Annotated in this window: 15 protein-coding genes; 10 read left to right on the top strand and 5 right to left on the bottom strand. The window is 62.4% G+C overall.

Annotated elements, in window-relative coordinates; all coding sequences use genetic code 11:
• Window positions 1–111: 111 nt before the first annotated feature.
• From APH25_RS02325 to APH25_RS02300, 6 genes are all read left to right on the top strand, one after another.
• Window positions 112–2,400, top strand: coding sequence for an ABC transporter permease subunit (locus APH25_RS02325; protein ID WP_060480923.1), 2,289 nt, complete (start codon window positions 112–114; stop codon window positions 2,398–2,400).
• Window positions 2,401–2,471: 71 nt separating this feature from the next.
• On the top strand, window positions 2,472–4,088 hold the full coding sequence (gene pstA, locus APH25_RS02320) for a phosphate ABC transporter permease PstA (RefSeq protein ID WP_174435874.1): 1,617 nt from the start codon (window positions 2,472–2,474) through the stop codon (window positions 4,086–4,088).
• Between the two features lie 102 nt (window positions 4,089–4,190).
• Window positions 4,191–5,024: a phosphate ABC transporter ATP-binding protein PstB gene (gene pstB, locus APH25_RS02315; protein WP_028632867.1), complete on the top strand. Its 834-nt coding sequence runs from the start codon at window positions 4,191–4,193 to the stop codon at window positions 5,022–5,024.
• 135 nt (window positions 5,025–5,159) lie between these two features.
• A complete protein-coding gene (phoU, locus tag APH25_RS02310) occupies window positions 5,160–5,930 on the top strand; it encodes a phosphate signaling complex protein PhoU (RefSeq protein ID WP_060480922.1) in 771 nt (256 codons plus the stop codon).
• A gap of 164 nt (window positions 5,931–6,094) precedes the next feature.
• Window positions 6,095–6,991: a response regulator gene (locus APH25_RS02305; protein WP_060480921.1), complete on the top strand. Its 897-nt coding sequence runs from the start codon at window positions 6,095–6,097 to the stop codon at window positions 6,989–6,991.
• Between the two features lie 121 nt (window positions 6,992–7,112).
• On the top strand, window positions 7,113–8,009 hold the full coding sequence (locus APH25_RS02300) for a M23 family metallopeptidase (protein WP_060480920.1): 897 nt from the start codon (window positions 7,113–7,115) through the stop codon (window positions 8,007–8,009).
• Window positions 8,010–8,043: 34 nt separating this feature from the next.
• Here APH25_RS02300 and APH25_RS02295 read toward each other — a convergent pair whose 3' ends face one another.
• From APH25_RS02295 to APH25_RS02275, 5 genes are all read right to left on the bottom strand, one after another.
• Window positions 8,044–9,384: a hemolysin family protein gene (locus APH25_RS02295; protein WP_028632871.1), complete on the bottom strand. Its 1,341-nt coding sequence runs from the start codon at window positions 9,382–9,384 to the stop codon at window positions 8,044–8,046.
• A 135-nt stretch (window positions 9,385–9,519) separates the two neighbouring features.
• Entirely contained in the window at window positions 9,520–10,827 is a 1,308-nt protein-coding gene (gene phoR / locus APH25_RS02290) for a phosphate regulon sensor histidine kinase PhoR (protein WP_028632872.1), read from the bottom strand.
• A gap of 112 nt (window positions 10,828–10,939) precedes the next feature.
• On the bottom strand, window positions 10,940–11,629 hold the full coding sequence (phoB, locus tag APH25_RS02285) for a phosphate regulon transcriptional regulator PhoB (protein WP_003253341.1): 690 nt from the start codon (window positions 11,627–11,629) through the stop codon (window positions 10,940–10,942).
• A gap of 147 nt (window positions 11,630–11,776) precedes the next feature.
• Window positions 11,777–12,667 carry a 4-hydroxybenzoate octaprenyltransferase gene (gene ubiA, locus APH25_RS02280; RefSeq protein WP_060480919.1) on the bottom strand — a complete coding sequence of 297 codons (891 nt, stop codon included), beginning with the start codon at window positions 12,665–12,667 and terminating at the stop codon, window positions 11,777–11,779.
• On the bottom strand, window positions 12,667–13,224 hold the full coding sequence (locus tag APH25_RS02275; protein ID WP_060480918.1) for a chorismate lyase: 558 nt from the start codon (window positions 13,222–13,224) through the stop codon (window positions 12,667–12,669). Before APH25_RS02275 ends, ubiA begins: the two co-directional genes overlap by 1 nt.
• Window positions 13,225–13,363: 139 nt before the next feature.
• Between APH25_RS02275 and APH25_RS02270 the strand changes: the two genes are divergently transcribed.
• The 4 genes from APH25_RS02270 (at window position 13,364) to APH25_RS02255 (ending at window position 15,701) form a co-directional block, all read left to right on the top strand.
• Window positions 13,364–13,531, top strand: coding sequence for a rubredoxin (locus tag APH25_RS02270; RefSeq protein ID WP_028632875.1), 168 nt, complete (start codon window positions 13,364–13,366; stop codon window positions 13,529–13,531).
• Window positions 13,532–13,545: 14 nt separating this feature from the next.
• Window positions 13,546–14,694 (top strand): NAD(P)/FAD-dependent oxidoreductase, encoded by a 1,149-nt coding sequence (locus tag APH25_RS02265; RefSeq protein WP_060480917.1) that lies wholly within the window; start codon window positions 13,546–13,548, stop codon window positions 14,692–14,694.
• Window positions 14,695–14,880: 186 nt separating this feature from the next.
• The gene (locus tag APH25_RS02260) at window positions 14,881–15,180 is read left to right on the top strand and encodes an HU family DNA-binding protein (RefSeq protein ID WP_028632877.1); all 300 of its coding nucleotides are present in this window, start codon (window positions 14,881–14,883) and stop codon (window positions 15,178–15,180) included.
• A 146-nt stretch (window positions 15,181–15,326) separates the two neighbouring features.
• On the top strand, window positions 15,327–15,701 hold the full coding sequence (locus APH25_RS02255) for an SCP2 sterol-binding domain-containing protein (protein ID WP_060480916.1): 375 nt from the start codon (window positions 15,327–15,329) through the stop codon (window positions 15,699–15,701).
• Window positions 15,702–15,715: the final 14 nt, after the last annotated feature.

Raw genomic sequence — 15,715 nt, 5'->3', positions numbered from 1 at the left:
AACCGGCCTCCTTCACAACTCCCAGCCCGAAGCCAGGCTTACTGTGCGTCGGGCTTCCGTGCGTCATCGCATTGTCATGTTTTTGTCATACGGGACCGCTAGGGTGTGCCCATGAATGATCTGGCCAACTCCACAATGACCCAAAATTCCCAGCCTGTGCGCATTGATTTCAATACGCCGGAGCTGCAACGCAAGCGGCGCATTCGCGCCTTGAAGGACCGCCTGACCCGCTGGTACGTACTGGTGGGCGGGCTGGCTGTGCTGGCCGCCATCACGTTGATCTTCTTCTACCTGGCCTACGTGGTGCTGCCGTTGTTCCAGGGCGCCGAGCTGACCAAAAAGCAAGCCCTGACCCCGGCCTGGCTGCAGCAGGATGCCGGCAAGCCGCTGATGATCGCCCTTGAAGAGCAGAACCTGGTTGGCATGCGCGTTTCGGACAAAGGCCAAGCGCTGTTCTTCGACACCAAGACGGGTAATGAACTCAAGCGTGTGGACTTGCCCGTGCCAACCGGCACCCAGGTCACCTCCATTGGTGCCGACCAGCCGGGCAGCCCGGTGGTGGTATTGGGCCTGTCCAACGGCCAGGCGCTGGTGTTCCACCACAGCTACAAGATCACCTACCCGGACAACCACAAGACCATCACCCCCGGCATCGACTACCCGTATGGGGAACAGCCCTTTGTGCTGGACGAGCAGGGCCGTGGGCTGGACCACGTCAGCGTCAACGTCAATGGTGACACCCTGCTGCTGGCCGGCTCCACCGGGGCCCAGTTGCAGGTACTGGCGCTGACCCGTAGCGAAAACATGATGACCGACGAGGTCTCCACCGAGCAGAACCGTATCGCCCTGCCGCAAATGACCGAAACGGTGAAGAACATCTTCATCGACCCCCGTCAGCAATGGTTGTACGTGATCAACGGCCGCGCCAGCGCGGACGTGTTCAGCCTGCGCGACAAAAGCCTTAATGGCCGCTACAAGCTGTCTGAAAACGCCGGCACCGAAGTGACCGCGACCACCCAGCTGGTCGGTGGCATTTCGCTGATCGTGGGTAACTCCGATGGCGGCCTGGCCCAGTGGTTCATGGCCCGCGACCCGGATGGCGAGTCGCGTTTCAAACAGATTCGGACGTTCCAGATGGGCACGGCGCCTATCGTGCAGATCGACGCCGAGGAACGCCGCAAGGGCTTCATCGCCCTGGATGCAGACGGCAAGCTGGGCGTGTTCCACAGCACCGCGCACCGCACCTTGCTGGTGGAACCCGTAGCTCCTGGCGCGGGCATCCTCGCCCTGTCGCCCCGGGCCAACCGCATCATCATCGAAGCAGCGGGCAAGCTGCTGCCGCTGAGCCTGCGCAACCCGCACCCAGAGGTATCCTTCAGCGCGCTGTGGGGCAAGGTGTGGTACGAAAACTACGATGAGCCCAAGTATGTCTGGCAGTCGACGGCTTCGAACACCGACTTCGAGCCCAAGCTCAGCTTGTCTCCGCTCACCTTCGGTACGCTGAAGGCGGCGTTCTACGCCATGATCCTGGCGGCCCCGCTGGCCATCGCTGCTGCTATCTACACGGCCTACTTCATGGCCCCGGGCATGCGCCGCAAGGTCAAGCCGGTGATCGAGCTGATGGAAGCCATGCCCACGGTCATTCTCGGGTTCTTCGCCGGCCTGTTCCTGGCGCCGTACCTGGAAGGCCACCTGCCAGGCGTGTTCAGCCTGTTCCTGCTGATGCCGCTGGGCATCCTGCTGGCAGGGTTCACCTGGAGCAGGCTGCCCGAGTCGCTGCGCCTGCGTGTACCCGATGGCTGGGAAGCGGCGATCCTGATCCCGGTCATTCTGCTCACCGGCTGGTTCGCCCTGACCATGAGCCCGCACCTGGAAAGCTGGTTCTTCGGCGGCGACATGCGGTTGTGGATCACCAACGACTTGGGCATCACCTATGACCAGCGCAACGCCATGGTGGTGGGCATCGCCATGGGCTTTGCGGTTATCCCGAACATCTACTCCATTGCCGAAGATGCCGTGTTCAGCGTGCCACGCAGCCTCACCCTGGGCTCGCTGGCCCTGGGTGCGACGCCCTGGCAAACCCTGACACGCGTGGTCATCCTTACCGCCAGCCCCGGTATCTTCTCGGCGCTGATGATCGGTATGGGCCGGGCGGTAGGCGAAACCATGATCGTGCTGATGGCCACTGGCAACACCCCAGTGATGGAAATGAACCTGTTCGAGGGCATGCGCACCCTGGCCGCCAACGTGGCCGTGGAGATGCCGGAGTCGGAAGTCGGCGGTAGCCATTACCGGGTGCTGTTCCTGGCCGCCCTGGTGCTGCTGATGTTCACCTTCGTCATGAACACCTTGGCCGAGCTGATTCGCCAGCGTCTGCGCAAGAAATACTCGTCGCTTTGATAGAAAGGTAGCGATCCGTGAAAAAGGATTCCCTCAAAGGCTGGTTCAAGAGCGGCGCCCCCGGCGTATGGATGAGCGGTGGCGCGGTGGCCATGGCGGTGATCATGACCGTCGGGCTGCTGGCCGTCATTGCCGTACGCGGGCTGGGCCACTTCTGGCCGGCAGACCTGGTTCAGGCCACCTACAAGGTGCCGGGCCAGGCGCAGCAGACCGTCATCGGCGAGGTGGTGCAGCAGGAAGAAGTGCCGCGTGCGCGCCTGAAGGGCGCCGGCCTGCCGGTGCCCGACCAGGGCCCGGAGTTCATGACCCGCGAATTGATCAAGGTGGGTAACCGCGACCTCAACGGCAGCGACTTCACCTGGGTGGTGGGCGAATGGCTGGTCGATGAAAAACGCCCGTCCGAGCTGATGGCCCTTGAGCGTCGCGAGTGGGGCAATTTCTACGGCTACCTGGTCAGCGTCAAGGAAGAAGGCCGCGTGGTCGCCCAAGGGCCCGCTGCCTGGGGTGAGCTGCAGGCTCGCCTGCAGCGCGCCAACACGCTCAACAGGCAGCTGCAGGCGCTGGAAAAGAAAGACATCGGCGCCATCAACCATGGCCTGGAACGTCTGCGCCTGCAGGCCCGCAAGCTTGAGCTGGAAGGCAAGCTGGACGCCGCAGCCCAGGCTGACATGGACGCTGACAGGGCCGAGCTGAACAGCCGCTACAAGGCCGTGGAAGAGCGCCTGACCGGCCTGCACCAGGCTTTCGCCCGCGACAGCCTGGTGGCGCGTGATGGCAATGGCCGGGAGGTTGAAATCAACCTGAGCAAGGTGGTGCATGCCATCCAGCCCAATGCCATGTCCGGCTTCACCAAGCTGGGCACCTACTTCGGCAAGGTCTGGGAATTCCTCAGCGACGACCCGCGTGAAGCCAACACCGAAGGCGGGATTTTCCCGGCTATCTTCGGCACTGTGATGATGACCCTGATCATGGCGGTGATCGTCACCCCGTTCGGTGTACTTGCGGCGGTGTACCTGCGTGAGTACGCGCGCCAGGGCCCTGTGACGCGCCTGATTCGCATCGCGGTGAACAACCTGGCCGGTGTGCCGGCGATCGTCTACGGTGTGTTCGGGCTGGGCTTTTTTGTCTACGTGCTGGGCGGGTCGATCGACCGCCTGTTCTTCCCAGAGGCCCTGCCGGCACCTACCTTGGGTACGCCCGGCCTGCTGTGGGCATCGCTGACCCTGGCGCTGCTGGCGGTGCCGGTGGTGATCGTGGCCACGGAAGAAGGGCTGGCACGCATCCCGCGTACGGTGCGCGAAGGCTCGCTGGCGCTGGGCGCCACCAAGGCCGAGACGCTGTGGAAGATCGTCCTGCCCATGGCCAGCCCGGCCATGATGACCGGCATGATCCTGGCGGTGGCGCGCGCTGCCGGCGAAGTCGCGCCGCTGATGCTGGTAGGTGTAGTGAAGCTGGCGCCCTCGCTGCCGGTGGATGGCAACTACCCGTACCTGCACCTGGACCAGAAGATCATGCACCTGGGCTTCCATATCTACGACGTGGGCTTCCAGAGCCCCAACGTGGAGGCGGCCCGCCCGCTGGTGTACGCCACCGCGCTGTTGCTGGTGCTGGTGATTGCGTCGCTGAACCTTTCGGCGGTGTGGATTCGCAACCACCTGCGCGAGAAGTACAAGGCGCTCGACAGCTAATTCAAGCCTTAAGCCACAAGCGGCAAGCATCAAGCTGATTGCCGCTTTGCTCAAACTTGCAGCTTGCAGCGCGAAGCTTGCAGCTTCGAATGGAGTGAGACGATGCAACACGATAATCACGCCCACGGCATCGACATGTCTGCCTTGGGCCGCGACAAGCAGAGCCTGCGCCTGGCCGAAGAAACGGTCGCCATCGAAGTACCGGGCCTGAGCCTGTTCTACGGTGACAAACAGGCCCTGTTCGATGTCAGCCTGAACATCCCCAAGCAGCGCGTTACCGCCTTCATCGGCCCGTCGGGCTGCGGCAAGTCCACGCTGCTGCGCACCTTCAACCGCATGAACGACCTGGTCGACGGTTGCCGGGTAGAGGGTGCGATCAACCTCTACGGCAACAACATCTACCGCAAGGGCGAAGACGTGGCCGAGCTGCGTCGCCGGGTGGGCATGGTGTTCCAGAAGCCCAACCCGTTCCCCAAGACGATCTACGAGAACGTGGTGTACGGCCTGCGCATTCAGGGCATCAACAAGAAGCGTGTGCTCGATGAAGCCGTGGAGTGGGCGCTGAAGGGCGCTGCGTTGTGGGACGAGGTGAAGGACCGCCTGCACGACTCGGCGCTGGGTTTGTCCGGTGGCCAGCAGCAGCGCCTGGTGATTGCCCGTACCATCGCTGTCGAACCCGAGGTGCTGCTGCTCGACGAACCCTGCTCGGCTCTGGACCCGATCTCGACGCTGAAAGTCGAAGAGCTGATCTACGAACTGAAAGCCAAGTACACCATCGTCATCGTCACCCACAACATGCAGCAGGCCGCGCGGGTCTCGGACTACACGGCGTTCATGTACATGGGCAAGCTGGTGGAGTTCGGCGACACCGACACCCTGTTCACCAACCCTGCGAAAAAGCAGACCGAAGACTACATCACCGGTCGCTACGGCTAGCAGCGGCAAGCCGCAAGCGGCAAGCGGCAAGCGGCAAGCTGCAAGTCAAAGCGGCTGCGGCTAGCACTTAGCTAGTGAACAACACGAACTACTTGAAGCTTGCAGCTTGAAGCTTGCAACTTCGCGGAGCGACCCATGATCAACAAAGAAAGCCTTACCCACCATATCTCTCAGCAGTTCAACGCCGAGCTCGAAGAAGTGCGCAGCCATCTGCTGGCCATGGGCGGGCTGGTGGAAAAGCAAGTCAATGATGCCGTGACGGCCCTCATCGAGGCGGACTCCGGGCTGGCCCAGCAAGTGCGCGAAGTGGATGAGCAGATCAACCAGATGGAGCGCAACATCGACGAAGAGTGCGTGCGCATTCTGGCCCGTCGTCAGCCTGCTGCCTCCGACCTGCGCCTGATCATCAGCATCTCCAAGTCGGTGATCGATCTGGAGCGCATCGGCGACGAATCCACCAAGATCGCTCGCCGGGCCATCCAGCTGTGCGAGGAGGGCGAGTCGCCCCGTGGCTACGTCGAAGTGCGACACATCGGTGACCAGGTGCGCAACATGGTGCGCGATGCCCTGGATGCCTTTGCAAGGTTTGATGCCGACCTGGCCTTGTCGGTGGCCCAATACGACAAGACCATCGATCGCGAATACAAGACAGCGCTGCGCGAGCTGGTGACCTACATGATGGAAGACCCGCGGTCGATCTCCCGGGTACTCAGCGTGATCTGGGCGCTGCGTTCGCTGGAGCGCATCGGCGACCACGCGCGTAACATCTCCGAACTGGTCATTTACCTGGTACGCGGCACCGATGTGCGCCACATGGGCCTCAAGCGCATGACGGCAGAAGTGCAGGGCAGCGCGGCGGTGGATGGCGAAAAGGCTAATGTTCCGGGTGAAGCGGACGATAAATAAGGTTGCTCCCGAGCATCGACGCCCGGCCTCTGCCGGGCGTTTTCGTTTGTGGTCGTAGAGCCAGCAGGGCCGTGGCGAACCGTTGGAAAAGTCCCGACGTTGGATAGGCAGTAGCAAGTGGCCAGCAATTGGCAGTAGGCTAGTCGGGATCAGAAGGAGTATCGATGAGTAAAGTGAATGTGCTGGTCGTGGATGACGCCCCGTTTATCCGCGACCTGGTCCGCAAGTGCCTGCGCAATGCCTTCCCCGGCATGGCCATAGATGACGCTGTGAATGGCCGCAAAGCCATGGCTCTGCTGGGCAAGGAGCCTTTCGACCTGGTGCTCTGCGACTGGGAGATGCCAGAAATGTCTGGCCTGGAACTGCTCACCTGGTGTCGCCAGCAACCGGAGCTTAAACACCTTCAGTTCATCATGGTGACCAGCCGCGGCGACAAGGAAAACGTGATCCAGGCGATCCAGGCAGGGGTTTCCGATTTCGTCGGCAAGCCGTTCACCAACGAGCAGCTGCTGACCAAGGTGAAAAAGGCCTTGGCCAAGATCGGCAAGCTCGACAGCCTGATGGCGCCTGCGCCGGCACGCTCCAGCGGGGCATTCGCCAACGACTCGCTCAACGCTCTCACTGCCGGCAAACCGGAGGCAGTGAAGGTTGCCGCGCCAGCGCCCGCCAAGCCGGTGCCCAGCGCAGCCAGGCCTGCAGCCGCTGCACCTGCCGCTGCACCCAGTGGGCGCGGCCAGGGCCAGCTGCGCCTTGCCAGCGGCGCTCAGCCTTGTGTGATCAAGGCGCTGAGCCTGAAGGAGGCGCTGCTGGTGGTGCGGCGCAGTGAAACCCTGCCCCAGGTGCTCGAAGGGGCCGTGCTGGACCTGGAGCAAGGCGAGAACGCCGAGGTCGCCCGCTTGAACGGCTACCTGCACGCGATCGTTGCATTCGAGCCGAAACCGGACAGCGACTGGCTGCAACTCACGTTCAAATTCGTCGACCAGGACGCCCAGAAGCTCGATTACCTGTCGCGGCTGATTGCCCGCGGCACTGCCCAGAAACACTTCACCCCGGGCGCCTGACGCACGGTTCGGCGGGTGGCCGGCTTCGCCAGGGGCCTGTGCCATCCGACCAACTGCCATGGTCATCGCGTCACCCGCTGCTAGGCTTCGACAGATCGCCAACTGTCAAAAAGCCACTATCATGCCTGCACGCCTGCTGCTTGTTTGCGCGTTGCTCCTGGCCTCGGCGTCGAGCCTGGCGGTGACGCTGCACCCTGTCACCGATGCATCGGGTGCGGTGTCCTATGCCGACCGCCCAGGGCCTGGGGTGAAGGCCATGCTGTCGGACGAATCCATGATCGAGATCCAGCCCGAAGACGTGCGCCTCAACGCCATCGTGTTTCAGGGCGGGGTGAGTTTTTCGGCGCGCAACGAGCTGCCGGTAGCCGTGCAGGTGGAGCTGCGCCTGGACAACCTGGTGAACGCGCAGGGTGGCAATGCACCGCGCATCGTGCGGCGTGTGCTGCCGCCGCGGTCAACGCAAATGCTCAGCGTGCTGCGGGGCCGGCCCGGTACCCTGCTCAATTATCGCTCCACCCTGCTGCAGGCCATGGGCGACCCCGGGGCGCGCCCGCAGGGCTATCGCTATGCTTTCCCCTGGGTAGGTGGGCCCTTTCGCATAAGCCAGGGGCCAAACGGGCGGGTCAGCCATTTCGGGCCCAAGGGGCGTTATGCCATGGATATCGCCATGCCTGAAGGCACCACGATCGTGGCTGCGCGGGAAGGGGTGGTGGTGAGCCTGCAGAACAGCCAGAGCGGGCGGGGCGAGAACCCGTCGGGCAACTTTGTGCGGATCCTGCACCCGGACGGGACGATGGGCGTGTACCTGCACCTGATGCGCGGCTCGGTGGTAGTTACCCCTGGCCAGCGGGTGCGGCAGGGGCAAGTGCTGGCCAAATCAGGCAACACCGGCAACAGCACCGGCCCGCACCTGCATTTTGTGGTGCAACGCAACGTGGGGCTGGCTGTGGAATCGATACCCTACCGGTTCGACAAGCCGATCAGCGGGTCGCCTGACTACACCGCAGGCAACCCGTGAGGGCATGAGGGGCTGACGCACAGCCCGGTTAGCCTCAGTCCAGCTTGAGCACCTTGGCCAGTACGATCTTCGGCCCTTTCATCTTCTTGATGATGATGCGCAACCCTTCGACCTCCAGCACTTCTTCCTCTTCAGGCACGCGCTTGAGCGTTTCATAGATCAACCCGGCCAGCGTCTCGGCCTCGATATGGTCCAGGTCCACACCCAGCAGGCGTTCCACCTTGAACAGGGGGGTATCGCCACGCACCAGTAGCTTGCCAGGCTGGTAGGCCAGGATGCCGCGTTCGGTCTTGCGGTGCTCGTCCTGAATGTCGCCGACCAGCACTTCCAGAACGTCTTCCATGGTCAGGTAGCCGATGACCTTGCCGTCGGCCTCTTCCACCAGCACAAAGTGGGCACCACCCTTGCGGAACTGCTCCAGCAACTGGGACAGCGGCATGTGCCGCGAGACGCGCTCCAGCGGGCGAGCCAGGTCTTCCAGGTCGATGGTTTCTGGCAGCTGTTCCAGCTCGGCCAGCTCCAGCAGCAGGTCCTTGATGTGCAACAGGCCGGTGAATTCCTCGCGCTCGGCGTCGTACACCGGGTAGCGGCTGAACTTGTGGCGGCGTATCAGCCCTAGAATCTGCTTCAGCGGGGCATGGGCATCGATGCTGACCATGTCCTCGCGGGAGTTGGCCCAGTCCACCACCTCCAGCTCGCCCATTTCCACGGCCGAGGCCAGCACGCGCATGCCCTGGTCGCTGGGGTCCTGGCCACGGCTGGAGTGCAGGATCAGCTTGAGTTCTTCACGGCTGTAATGGTGTTCGTGGTGGGGCCCTGGCTCACCCTGGCCGGCAATGCGCAAAATGGTATTGGCGCTGGCGTTGAGCAGGTAGATGGCCGGGTACATCAGCCAGTAGAACAGGTACAGCGGCACCGCCGTCCACAACGACAGCAGCTCAGGCTTGCGGATGGCCCACGATTTCGGCGCCAGCTCACCGATCACGATGTGCAGGTACGAAATCACGAAGAAGGCGACAAAGAACGACACCGCCTTGATCAGCTCGGGCGTATCCACGCCCATATAGGCCAGCAGCGGCTCGAGCAGGTGGGCAAAGGCCGGCTCGCCCACCCAGCCCAGGCCCAGCGAGGCGAGGGTGATACCCAGCTGGCAGGCCGAGAGGTAGGCGTCGAGCTGGTTGTGCACTTTGCGCAGGATGCTGCCGCGCCAGCCGTGCTGCTCGGCAATGGACTCCACACGCGTGGCACGCAGTTTGACCATGGCGAACTCTGCCGCAACGAAGAAGCCGTTGAGCAGTACCAGGAGCAAAGCAAAGATGATCATGCCGAAATCGGCGAACAGAGAGGTGAGGCTGATACCAGGGGAAGGGTCCATGATGGAGTTTTTACGGGGTCCGTCTATGAGATAGGAAGAAAAATGCCGGCTCCAGCCGGCACTGGGGGTCCAATGTAGCGGCTGGTGCTGCAAAAGCAAAGGGTGACGGGTTCATCTGCCTGTGAGGCAGCCGCTTCAGCCTTTGTCGCTGGCCAATTGTACCGGCGCAAAATGACAGGTGAAGGTGCTGCCGTGCCCAGGCACGCTGCTGATCTCAAGTTTGCCGCGGTGGCGCATCAGCACATGCTTGACGATCGCCAGGCCAAGCCCGGTGCCGCCAGTGTTGGAGGCCCGGCTGGAGTCCACGCGGTAGAACCGCTCCGTCAGGCGAGGCAAGTGCTTGGCGTCGATGCCCACCCCTGAGTCCTGCACCGACAGGTGCGCACCCTGGGCATCGACCCACAGGCGGATACGGATGTTGCCTTCGTCCTGGGTGTACTTGACGGCGTTGAACACCAGGTTGGAAAACGCACTGCGCAGCTCCGATTCGCTGCCTTTGAGCCGCACCCCTGGCGTTGCGTCCAGGGTAATGCGCTGGTTGCGCCCGCCGGACAGTGCCTGGGCATCGTTCCTGATTGCGGCGAGCAGGGCATCGACCGCCACGGGCTGGTTGTCGGACGGGTAGTCGGTGGCCTCCAGCTTGGCCAGCAGCAGCAGGTCGTTGAGCAGTGTCTGCATGCGCGAGCCCTGTTGGCTCATCTGCTGCAAAGCGCGGCGCCAGCGTGGATTCACGTCTTCGACGTTGTCCAGCAGGGTTTCCAGGTAGCCGGTGATCACGGTGAGTGGCGTGCGCAATTCGTGGGAAACGTTGGCGACGAAATCCTTGCGCATCTGTTCAAGCTGATGAATACGGGTGACATCTCGCACCAGCATGAGGTGTTCGTTGTTGCCGTAACGGGTGATGTGCAGCTGCACCCGCATGCGGTCGTTGATCGGTGAAGGGATTTCCAGGGGCTCAAGGTAGTTTTCGGCCTCGAAGTACTCCTTGAAGCGCGGGTGGCGCACCAGGTTGGTCACCTGCTGGCCGCCATCCTGGGGGGTCTTGAAGCCCAGCAGGGTTTCGGCAGCACGGTTCCACCATTCAAGGTTGCCGTGGCTGTCGAGCATGATCACGGCGTCGCGCAGCGCCGCGGTGGACTCCTGCACCCTGTCGATCACAGCCTGCAGCCTGCCGCGTACACGCTGATCGCGGCGCTGCAGGTGGTAGATGCTGTCGAACACTTCGCCCCACAGGCCGTAGCCATCGGGGGGGGCCTCATCGGGCTGATGGTTGCGCAGCCAGTCGTGCAGGCGCAGCAACTGTTTGAGGGTCCAGCCCAGGTACAGCGCCAGGCCGATGGCCAGGCTCCAGCCGTAGTAGCCACTGACCAGCCCGCCGATCAGGCAGAGCGTAATCAGCAGCAGCAGGTGGCGAATCAGCGTCGCGTGCCAGTTCTGGTTCAATTTGGGGGGAATCCTTCGGATCCGGCGGCACGTTGCGAGCTTCAAGCTGCAAGATGAAGCGGATCTGTGATGCTGATAGTCCTTTTTCTAGCTTGAAACGAATGGCTTGCAGCTAGCTCTTGGTGGAGAAGCGGTAGCCGGTACCGCGTACGGTTTGTACCAGATTTTCGTAGGCCTCACCCAGGGCTTTGCGCAGGCGGCGGATATGCACATCGACAGTGCGTTCTTCCACATACACATTGCCACCCCAGACCTGATCGAGCAGTTGGCCGCGGGTGTAGGCACGTTCCTGGTGGGTCATGAAGAATTGCAGCAGGCGGTATTCAGTAGGGCCCATTTCAGCGGGCTTGCCATCGATGGTGACGCGGTGGCTGATGGGGTCGAGCAGCAGGCCGCCGACTTCAATCGGTGCTTCGCTGTCGCTCGGGCCGGTGCGGCGCAGCACGGCCTTGAGGCGCGCCACCAGCTCACGCGGCGAGAACGGCTTGGTGATGTAGTCGTCTGCACCCACCTCCAGGCCCTGGATCTTGTTGTCCTCTTCACCTTTGGCGGTGAGCATGATGATCGGGATGTCACCGGTCAGCTCATCGCGCTTCAGGCGCCGGGCGAGCTCGATACCCGAGGTACCGGGCAGCATCCAGTCGAGCAGGATCAGGTCTGGTTTGCGATCGACGATGATCGCGTGGGCCTGTTGCGAGTTTTCTGCCTCCAGGCAGTCGTAACCGGCCATTTCCAGGGCGACGGCAATCATCTCGCGAATAGGCGCTTCGTCGTCGACGATCAGAATGTTTCTGCCAACCATGCTCAAAACCTCTCCTGGATTCGCTGTCTTGGCCCCGCATTAGATAACGGAATTATTGCAGCTGTGTGACAGGGTATTGGCGGTTCTGGCTACATTCCATGACTGGGCCAGGGCGGGCGGGGCCGTAGCGGTGAGCGGCCCAGGCTTTCAGCGCAGCGCATAATCCAGCACCACGCCGATAAAGATCAGCATGCCCGCCCAGTGGTTGTGCAAGAACGCCTTGAAGCAGGACTCGCGGTCCAGCTTGCGGGTAGACCCATATTCCCAGGCAAAGCACACCGTCGCGCCCAGCAAGCCCAGGTGGAACCAGCCGCCCAGGTCGAACTGGCTGCCCGCCAGCAACAGGCACCCCAGCGACAGCATCTGCAGGCTCAGGATAATCACCCGGTCGGCATCGCCGAACAGAATGGCGGTTGATTTCACCCCTATCTTCAGGTCGTCATCACGGTCGACCATCGCGTAATAGGTGTCGTAACCCACCGTCCACAGCAGGTTGGCGATGTACAGCAGCCAGGCGGCGGCTGGCAGGTGGCCACCGGCTGCGGTGAACGCCATGGGGATGCCCCAGGAATAGGCCGCGCCCAGCACCACCTGCGGGTAATAGGTGTAGCGCTTCATGAATGGGTAGCAGAACGCCAGTGCTACCGCGCCAAATGACAACCACACCGTGCGGCTGTTGGTGCACAACACCAGGGCAAAGCTCACGCCCACCAGTATCGCGAACAGCGCCAGGGCCTCGCGCGGCTTCACCCGGCCACTGGCCAATGGGCGGTCTGCGGTTCGTTTGACGTGCCCGTCGACCTTGCGGTCGGCGAAGTCGTTGATGCAGCAGCCCGCGGCCCGCATCAACACCACGCCCAGGCCGAAGATCAGCACGTTGGCCAGCGTCGGTGAGCCGTTGCCCGCGATCCACACCGCCGACAGCGTCGGCCACAGCAGCAGGTAAATGCCGATGGGCCGGTCCATGCGGCTGAGCTGTACGAAATCCCAGGCCCGGGGGTGCAACCGGTTGAGCGACTTGAGCAGTTGCAGGTACATCAGCGGGCCTCCTGTTGCGCGGCTTGCCACAGCGCCGGCAAGAATACCTCCGCCACCAGCAGGTCCAGCCCGTCGCGTGAAAAACGCGAACGACGGCCCCAAAGGCCTTCGCAGGCCGCTTCGGCGGGTAGCCAGGCCTGGGGGTACCGGCAAACCTGCAGCGGGTGGCGCATGAACGCCTGGTCGCAGAACAGCAGCTCGCCGAGTGAGCGGGTGCCGAGTGTTTCCAGGTCCAGCCCGCCGCGTTCCAGGGCGCTGCGGCTGGCGACGCTGCGGGCAAACACCCACGGCTGGCCATGACCGCGCAGGAACACTTCGCGTACCCAGCCTTCGGCACCCTCGGCAATGCCCAGCGCCTGGCATTCATCCAGGCGCAAGGGCTGCCAGCCCTCGAACAGAGGGGTTACCGAAAAGTGGTCGGATGACAGGCGGGTCAGACGGCGGGTCAGTGACCCCTCATCCAGCAGCCAGTCCAGAATGGGCTGGTCGAGGGGGGTGGCCAGCTGTGAATACGGTAGCCACGCGACAGCGGCTGCTTGCGGGGAGGCGTACGACACGTCGGTCTGCTTGTAACAACCAAAGAGGCCGCGAGCTTAGCATGATTGCCCCGGCTGCTAGCATAATAGCCGGCCGTGCAGGCACCACCTGAGTGCCACCACGAACCTGACCAAGCCTGAATCGAGGAAACGCGTCTCTATGAAGAAGTGGCAATGTATTGTCTGCGGCCTGATCTATGACGAGGCTGCTGGCTGGCCTGACGACGGCATCGCCCCTGGCACCCGATGGGAAGACGTGCCGGAGGATTGGCTATGCCCGGATTGCGGCGTGGGCAAGGGTGACTTCGAAATGATTTCCATCGGCTGATAAAGGAGCGGCACATGACGTCCCCTGTGGTGATCATCGGTACCGGCCTTGCGGGCTACAACCTGGCGCGTGAATTTCGCAAACTCGACGCTCAGACGCCGTTGCTGCTGATAACCGCGGACGATGGCCGTTCCTATTCCAAGCCCATGCTGTCTACCGGCTTCGCCAAGCAGAAAGACGCCGACGGCCTGTGCATGGCCGAGCCGGGGGCCATGGCCGAGCAGTTGAATGCCGAGGTGCGCACGCACACGCGCATCAGTGGTATCGACCTGGGTCACAAGCGCCTGTGGATGGGTGAAGAGGCTGTGCCCTATCGCGACCTGGTGCTTGCCGTGGGCGCGCAAACCATTGCAGTGCCTGTCGACGGTGATGCAGGCGACCTGGTCTTCCCGGTCAACGACTTGGAAGACTACGCACGCCTTCGCGCGGCCGCCGCAGGGAAGCAGCGGGTGTTGATCCTGGGGGCTGGGCTGATCGGCTGCGAGTTTGCCAATGACATGAGCCTGGGCGGCTTCCAGGTGGACGTGGTGGCGCCGTGCGAGCAATTGATGCCGACCTTGCTGCCGCCTGCAGCGGCCAAAGCGGTGCAGGCAGGGCTGCAGCAGTTGGGTGTGCGCTTTCACTTGGGGCCGGTGCTGACGCGCTTGCAACGCTGCGACGGCGGCCTGCAAGCGCATCTCTCCGATGGCCTAGTGGTTAATTGTGACCTGGTGATCTCGGCAATCGGCCTGCGACCTCGCACAGACCTGGCCACGGCTGCTGGTTTGCAGGCTGGCCGCGGCGTCAGCGTTGACCGCTACCTGCGTACCTCACATGCCAACATCCACGCCTTGGGCGATTGCGCAGAGGTCGATGGCATCAACCTGCTGTATGTCATGCCGCTGATGAGCTGTGTACGGGCCTTGGCACAGACCCTGGTCGGTAACCCCACAGCGGTCGCCTACGGCCCAATGCCCATCACCGTCAAGACGCCGGCATGCCCGCTGGTGGTGTCGCCCCCGCCAACGAGCCAGCCTGGTGCTTGGCAGGTAGAGGGCCAAGGCAATGACATCAAGGCGCTGTGCCTCGATGCTGAGGGCAGCTTGCTGGGCTATGCGCTGACCGGCGCGGCCGTAACGGAGCGGCTGGCATTGAATCGTCAGCTCCCTCCTGTAATGGCGTGAATGGCTTATGTTTTGTCGCTAATGGCTTTTTATGGCCCACACAATGGCCGCGCTGATACTGGCGCGGCCCTGATGCTCGTGCCATTCTCACTCTCGTCTGCCGCAGATTAGAGCCTGCGGTGCCTTGAGCGCTGCTCCAAGGGCAGCACGGCATAACAACAAGAACTCCGTCAAAGAGGCTATACCATGCGCAAACCAGATCTCGCCAACGTCATCGCCGAGAAGGCTGACCTGTCCAAGGACAAGGCCAACGAGGTATTGAACACAATTCTCGAGCAAATCACCCTTGCCGTTAACACGGGCAATGTGACCTTGGTGGGTTTTGGCACCTTCGAGAAGCGCCACCGGGGCGCCCGCACCGGCAAAAACCCGCAAACTGGCGAGCCCGTGAAAATCAAGGCCAGCAACACGGTTGCTTTCAAACCTGGCAAGGACCTGCGCGAGGGTGTGAACAGCCCTGCAAAACCCGCGAAGAAGAGCAAGTAACTGCGCTTGGCGCCTGTTGAACATGGCCTGACGGGCGCCTGAGGGCGCCCTTCTCATGAATGCAGGAAAATGTTCCGAAATAGATTAATTTGCTCAATAAAAGGATAAACTGCGGCGCTTAGTCACTTTTTATTCGAGGCGCGTTGATGAAGTTCCGCTTTCTTCTCTGGGCCATGGGGCTGTTGATGGCCAGGGCCAGCCGCAACAACCCTGCCTTCCAGCAGCAGCTCAAGGGCAAGGACCTGGTTTTCCAGATGCAAACGCTGGACGGCAAGGTGGCAAGGCACTTCATCGTCAGTAACGAGCGGGTCAGCAGCAAGGGCGGTTCATACCCGGAGCCGGCCTTCGCCATTGCGTTCAAGGACGCCGCCTACGGCTTTGCCACATTGCAGGCCGCCAACAAGCAGTTGGCATTCATGCAGGGTATTCAGGACAAGCACATCCAGATCAAGGGCAACCCGGCGTTGGTGATGTGGTTCCAGGGCCTGATGAAATACCTGAAACCCAAAAAGAAACGCTGAAAAAACAGGGGCCG

It is taken from the genome of Pseudomonas sp. NBRC 111119 (assembly GCF_001320125.1).
GTDB classification, from domain to species: Bacteria; Pseudomonadota; Gammaproteobacteria; order Pseudomonadales; family Pseudomonadaceae; genus Aquipseudomonas; species Aquipseudomonas parafulva.
Note: the sequence above shows the minus strand (reverse complement) of the source record. Positions and strands in the feature narration are given on the sequence as shown.